The sequence below is a fragment of the Extibacter sp. GGCC_0201 genome, from assembly GCF_017566055.1.
Taxonomy (GTDB): domain Bacteria; phylum Bacillota; class Clostridia; order Lachnospirales; family Lachnospiraceae; genus Extibacter.
Genome location: NZ_JABFCH010000049.1, coordinates 1 through 6,949, shown reverse-complemented (window position 1 = coordinate 6,949; position 6,949 = coordinate 1). Strand labels below are relative to the sequence as shown.

Genomic DNA, 6,949 nt, shown 5'->3' with positions numbered 1-6,949 from the left:
AATCTCTGCCACTTCGGCTCTGTCTTTACGGTTCACGGAGATGAGTACCGTGCCGGAAAGGGGCAGCCTTGACTGGGTGGCCTCCTGCGCCTTGTAGAAGGCTTCGCCGTAATGAGGCGACAGGCCAAGCACTTCTCCTGTGGAGCGCATTTCAGGTCCGAGGATAGGATCTACTTCCTGGAACATGTTGAATGGGAATACGGCTTCTTTAACACCGTAGTAAGGGATCATCTGCTGCTTGAGGCCGGGTACTGGAGACGGACGCCCTGTTATCTCGGAGGTGATGATATCTGTCGCCAGCGGAACCATCCGGATATTGCACACTTTGGACACAAGAGGCACGGTCCGGGATGCGCGGGGATTGGCCTCCAGCACATATACTTTGCCGTTCTCGATGGCATACTGCATGTTCATCAGGCCTTTGACATGCATCTCCTCGGCGATTCTTCTCGTATATTCCTTGATCGTGCGTACATTTTCTTCAGAAATGTGTACGGATGGGATGATACATGCGGAATCTCCGGAGTGTACGCCGGCCAGCTCGATATGCTCCATGACAGCAGGGACGAACGCATGTGTCCCGTCGCTGATAGCGTCTGCCTCGCATTCGGTGGCATGGTTCAGGAAGCGGTCGATAAGTATCGGGCGGTCAGGGGTCACGCCGACGGCCGCGTTCATATAACCCGCCATGCTTTCATCATCGTACACGACTTCCATACCGCGTCCGCCCAGTACATAGGAAGGCCGCACCATAACCGGATATCCGATTCTGTCCGCGATTTCCAGTGCTTCGTCCACAGTCGTCGCCATGCCGGATTCCGGCATCGGGATATGAAGCTTCTCCATCATCTCGCGGAACAGGTCGCGGTCTTCGGCCAGGTCAATGACGGACGGCGACGTGCCGAGTATCCTGACACCGTTTTTCTCAAGCTCTGCGGCGAGATTGAGCGGAGTCTGACCGCCGAACTGTGCGATGACGCCGACAGGCTTCTCCTTTTTGTAGATGCTCAGTACGTCTTCCAGCGTAAGCGGTTCGAAATATAATTTATCTGAGGTGTCGTAGTCTGTTGACACCGTCTCAGGATTACAGTTAACGATAATCGTCTCAAAACCGAGCTTTTTAAGAGCCAGGGAAGCATGGACGCAGCAGTAGTCGAACTCGATGCCCTGCCCGATGCGGTTCGGCCCTCCGCCGAGGATCATTATCTTAGGCCTGCTTTCGTCCACCGGGTTCTTATCTTCGGCATTGTAGGTAGAGTAGTAGTATGCACTGTCGGGAGTACCGCTCACATGCACGCCCTCCCACGCTTCGAGAACTCCAAGGGCTTCTCTGCGGCCGCGCACGGCATCCTCGGATACACCGAGGATCTGGCTCAGATACTTGTCGGAGAAGCCGTCTTTCTTCGCGGAGACGAGCAGATCGTCGTCCGGAAGAGAACCTTCGTAAGCGGCCAGCGCCTCCTCCTCTTCCACAAGCTCTTTCATCTGTTCGATAAAATAAGCCTTTACCTTCGTGATGTCGTGGATTTCCTCGACGGAGGCACCTTTGCGGAGTGCCTCATACATGATAAAGTGGCGTTCGCTTGAAGGGGTGCTGAGCATCTGAAGAAGCTGCTCCTTGCTCCTCGTGTCAAAATCCCTGGCATGTCCAAGCCCGCAGCGCCCGGTCTCCAGACTGCGGATCGCTTTCTGGAAAGCCTCTTTGTAAGTCTTGCCGATACTCATGACTTCGCCCACAGCCCGCATCTGCGTTCCGAGCTTGTCCTCCACGCCTTTGAACTTTTCAAATGCCCACCGTGCAAACTTGATTACGACATAGTCGCCGTCAGGTACGTATTTGTCCAGCGTGCCGTATTTTCCACACGGAATGTCCTTCAGCGTAAGTCCGGCGGCGAGCATGGCAGACACAAGTGCGATGGGGAACCCGGTGGCCTTCGATGCGAGTGCAGAGGAGCGGGAAGTCCTCGGGTTGATTTCTATGACGATGATGCGGTCGCTGACCGGGTCGTGTGCGAACTGTACGTTCGTCCCGCCGATAACCTGAACCGATTCCACAATCTTGTACGCCTGTTCCTGGAGGCGCTTCTGGCAGTCTTCCGATATCGTGAGCATTGGCGCAGAGCAGAAGGAGTCGCCGGTATGTACGCCAAGAGGGTCGATATTTTCAATAAAGCACACGGTAATCATGTTGTTCTCGGAGTCACGGACGATTTCCAGCTCAAGCTCCTCCCAGCCGAGGATGGATTCCTCTACAAGCACCTGTCCGACGAGGCTTGCCTGCAGCCCTCTGGAGCAGACCGTTCTCAGCTCTTCCCTGTTATAGACGAGGCCGCCTCCTGCGCCGCCCATCGTATACGCGGGGCGGAGCACGACCGGATAGCCGAGATTGTCAGCGATAGACAGTGCTTCTTCTACGGTATAGGCGACCTCGCTTCTGGCCATCTCGATACCGAGGCTGCCCATAGCCTTTTTAAATTCAATCCTGTCTTCTCCACGTTCGATGGCGTCTACCTGTACGCCGATGACCTGCACGTCATATTTGTCCAGGACGCCTGCCTTGGCAAGCTCAGAACATAAATTGAGGCCGGACTGTCCGCCAAGATTGGGCAGAAGTGCATCCGGCCGTTCTTTGGCGATGATCTGTTCCAGCCTGTCTACGTTGAGCGGCTCTATATAGGTAACATCAGCCGTCTCAGGGTCCGTCATGATAGTGGCGGGGTTGGAATTGACGAGCACGATCTCGTAGCCGAGACTGCGGAGCGCCTTGCAGGCCTGGGTGCCCGAATAGTCAAATTCACAGGCCTGCCCTATGATGATGGGACCGGAGCCTATTATCAGTACTTTGTGGATATCAGTTCTCTTGGACATAATTCTCCTCCTGTCAGTAAGTCGATTGAATAAATTCTCTAGTTGTTATTATATAGGAGAATGGAGAAAAAGAAAAGTTGTAATATCCATCTCCAGACGTTAAAATAATAAAGGTAATATTTTTGCAGGCAAGCAATCAAGAAAGAGTGAAGATAAATGAGAAGAATTGTATTGGGAATACTGGCCCATGCGGATGCGGGAAAGACTACGCTGTCGGAGAGCATGCTGTACATAAGCGGCGCACTCCGCAGAATGGGGCGTGTGGACCATAAGGACGCGTTTCTGGATACGTACGAGATGGAAAAGGAAAGAGGAATCACCATCTTTTCCAAACAGGCAGTATTCTCTTTTGGAGAGTTGGAGATTACGCTGATGGATACCCCCGGCCATGTGGACTTCTCCGCAGAGATGGAGCGGACGTTTCAGGTACTGGACTATGCCGTTCTCGTCGTAAGCGGGGCGGACGGCATACAGGGGCATACGGAGACGCTGTGGAGACTTCTTGCCAGATATGAGATTCCGGTCTTTCTATTTATCAATAAGATGGATCAGGAGGGGACAGATAAGGAACGGCTTCGAAAGGAGCTTCAAGGCAGATTCGGAGGAGAATGCGTGGATTTTGGCCCGGAAAGAGACGTGGAAGAGTTCCGTGAACAGATTGCAATGTGTGATGAGGAACTGCTGGAGCGGTACCTCGCGGGCCGGCCTGCCGGTGAAGAAGAGATAGCAGGACTTATCCGGGAGCGGAAGGTGTATCCGTGCTTCTTCGGGTCAGCATTGAAGCTGTCAGGTGTCGAGGAACTGCTTGACGGCATCGCGCAGTATACGAGGCATCCGGCCTGTCCGGAAGCTTTCGGGGCCAAGGTGTACAAGATTGCCAGAGACAGGCAGGGAAGCCGTCTGACTTATATGAAGATTACCGGGGGGAGCCTGAAGGTCAAAGAAGTCATTGAGATAAGAGACCGTGAAGGCAGGGTGGCGGCCAGGGAGAAAGCGGATCAGATACGTATCTATTCCGGGACAAGATATGAAGCGGTGGAGGAGGCGGAGGCCGGGATGGTCTGTGCAGTTACCGGGCTTGCCGGGACATATCCGGGACAGGGGCTTGGAACGGAATCTGAATCCGACATGCCGGTGCTGGAACCTGTGCTTAACTACCGGGTCGTGCTGCCAGATGGTGCAGACGCCCATACGATGCTTGCCAATCTTAAGCAGCTGGAGGAAGAAGAGCCGGAGCTTCATATCGTATGGAACGAACGTCTCGGAGAGATCCATGCAAAGCTCATGGGGGAAGTCCAGATTGGAATCTTAAAAAGGATCATACAGGAAAGGTTCGGCGTGTCCGTACAGTTTGACACGGGACATGTCGTATACAAGGAGACGATTCAAAGGCCGGCAGAAGGGATCGGACACTTTGAACCGTTGCGCCATTATGCAGAGGTGCATCTGCTTCTGGAGCCGCTGGAGGAGGGGAGCGGCCTTGTATTTGACAGTGCAGTGGGTGAAGATGAGCTGGATGGGAACTGGCAGCGGCTCATACTGACCCATCTTGAGGAACGGGAGCATCCGGGCGTGCTGACCGGTTCTGCCATTACGGATATGAAGATAACCCTCATCGCCGGAAAGGGGCATCTGAAGCATACCGAGGGAGGAGACTTCCGCCAGGCTACTTACCGGGCGGTCCGCCAGGGGCTTAAGAGGGCGGGAAGCATCCTGCTGGAGCCTTACTATGTGTTCCGCATGGAAATCCCCGCAGAGTCTGTGGGCCGTGCCATGTCTGACATCCAGCGGATGAACGGAGACTTTGAGGCTCCGCAGACGCAAGGGGACATGTCTGTCCTGACCGGAAACGTGCCGGTTGCGTCCATGCAGGGCTACCAGACCGAAGTGAATGCTTACACGAGAGGACGGGGAAGGATTTCCTGTATGCCGGGAGGATACCATCCATGTAAAAATGCGGAAGAAATCATAGAGATGACAGGCTATGATTCGGAGAAAGACTTGGAAAACCCGACCGGTTCCGTATTCTGCGCTCATGGTGCCGGCTTTGTCGTCAGCTGGGATAAGGTCGAGAAATATATGCATGTGGACAGCGGATGGCAGGACAGGAACCGGGATGCCGGCCGGAGCGGGCCCGAAGGGGTTCCTGCAAATATGCCGGTTCATACTGGCAGCAGCCCCGCTTACAGTGAAAAAGAGCTGGAAGAAATATTCGAGCGCACGTATGGTCCCGTCAAAAGAAAGAAGACGATGGAAAGACGCAGGACAGAAGGCGGGAGCAGCCCGGCGGCAGAATACAGGCCTCAGAAGAAGAGGCGGGAGCAGGCAGAAGAATATCTGCTTGTGGACGGCTATAATATCATCTTTGCATGGGAGGAACTCAAAGAGCTTGCAAAGGTGAACATCATGAGCGCCAGGGACAGGCTTATGGACATAATGAGCAATTACCAGGGATTCCGTAAGATGACGCTTATCCTTGTGTTTGATGCATACAAAGTGGAAGGAAATCCGGGCTCCGTCTCCACCTATCACAACATCTATATCGTGTATACGAAGGAAGCAGAGACGGCAGACCAGTATATTGAAAAGACGGTCCACAGGATCGGGAGGAAGCATAATGTGACCGTGGCTACATCAGATGCACTGGAACAAGTAATCATTCTCGGACAAGGCGGACGAAGACTGTCGGCGCAGGGGCTCAGGGAAGAGGTGGAGCTGGCCATGCAGGAACTAAGAGAGGAACACCTCAAAGAGAGCAGACGCACCCGCAGCTATCTGTTTGATAATCTGCCGGAAGAGCTGGCCGATTATATGGAAGATATGCGGATGGGAAAGGACTCTGCAGATTGACACTGACAGGAAGCGAGGATACGGATGAGCACGGAATTTATAAATTTGACGAAAGAGAACCTGTACGATGAGCACTTGTGCTGCATTATCCGCAGCAGGAAGCCCCACAAAGGGAAGGGATATGGGAAGATGCTGATGGAGTATTGCATGGTTGATGCCAGAGAGAAGGGGAAATCCGGCATCTGCATGCTCGGGGCAAAAAAGCAGAAGGCCTGGCTTTCTGACCAGTCATTTGCGAAAAGGTTCGGGTTTGGGGTTGTTGATGCTACCGAGAATGGATACGAACTGCTTGAGCTTTCCTTTGACGGAACGGTGCCGGAGTTTGCACGAAATGTTAAGAGACCGGCAATTGAAAGCAAAGAGCTGACGGTATATCATGATATGCAATGCCCCTATGTCTGTCAGAACATCGAGATGATAAGGCAGTATTGTGAGGCAAATGACATCCCCGTATCGCTGATTCAGGTGGATACGCTGCAGAAGGAGAAGGAACTTCCCTGTGTCTTCAACAACTGGGGCGTGTTTTATAATGGAAGATTCCAGACGGTGAATCTATTAGACGTCGCCGGCTTAAAGAGAATACTCAAGAAATAACAGAAACGTCCGTTAAAAAGGGCTGACGGGAAAATGCATTTTCCCGCCAGCCTTTCGTCCATTCTATTATTTTGCCGCTTTCTCAGCGAAGTCGGTCGTCACGAGGTCGTCATACGGCGCCCGGTCGTCAAGCTCGCCTGCATCCTCCAGGATATCCTGGAGCAGTTCGAAGCTCTTCTTTTCGAAGGTGAGGTTATCCTTCCAAGTGTCCTGGTCATAATATCTTGTCACGATAGTCGTGATAGTGTCCAGGTCCGTCTCCTTGAACTGGGGAGCGATGATGGAAGCAATCTCTTCTGGGGTGTGGGACTGTACGTAGTCCATACCTTTCTGTAGTGCATTCGTGAAGCCCTGGATTATGTCAGGGTTCTTGTCGATGTAGCTCTTCTTTGCAGAGAAGGCCGTGTACGGAACATAGCCGCTGTCGGTTCCGAGGGAAGCGACTACATAGCCTTCCTTCTCTTTTTCAAGACTTGTGGCCCCTGGTTCAAACTCGACGGTGAAGTCGCCCTGGCCGCCTGAGAATGCTGCCGCGGTGGAACCAAAGTCGATGCTCTGGTCGATCTCCACATCCTTGGCCGGGTCGATATTGTTCTGGCGCAGGATATATTCAAATACCATTTCAGGCATGCCGCCT

At 53.2% G+C, this 6,949-nt stretch carries 4 protein-coding genes; 2 read left to right on the top strand and 2 right to left on the bottom strand.

Going from position 1 to position 6,949, the window contains the following annotated elements; all coding sequences use genetic code 11:
- Positions 1 to 2,868 (bottom strand): carbamoyl-phosphate synthase large subunit (gene carB, locus HJV72_RS18595; RefSeq protein WP_208073318.1); only part of this gene is annotated, 2,868 nt, incomplete at its 3' end.
- Positions 2,869 to 3,024: 156 nt separating this feature from the next.
- On the opposite strand from carB, the gene HJV72_RS18590 reads away from it, so the two are divergent.
- Positions 3,025 to 5,718, top strand: a complete 2,694-nt coding sequence (locus HJV72_RS18590) for a translation factor GTPase family protein (protein ID WP_208073316.1) — start codon at positions 3,025 to 3,027, stop codon at positions 5,716 to 5,718.
- 24 nt (positions 5,719 to 5,742) lie between these two features.
- The gene (locus HJV72_RS18585; RefSeq protein WP_208073315.1) at positions 5,743 to 6,312 is read left to right on the top strand and encodes an N-acetyltransferase; all 570 of its coding nucleotides are present in this window, start codon (positions 5,743 to 5,745) and stop codon (positions 6,310 to 6,312) included.
- A gap of 66 nt (positions 6,313 to 6,378) precedes the next feature.
- Here the strand turns inward: HJV72_RS18585 and HJV72_RS18580 are convergent.
- The coding region (locus HJV72_RS18580; protein WP_208073313.1) for an ABC transporter substrate-binding protein at positions 6,379 to 6,949 on the bottom strand (571 nt) is incomplete at its 5' end.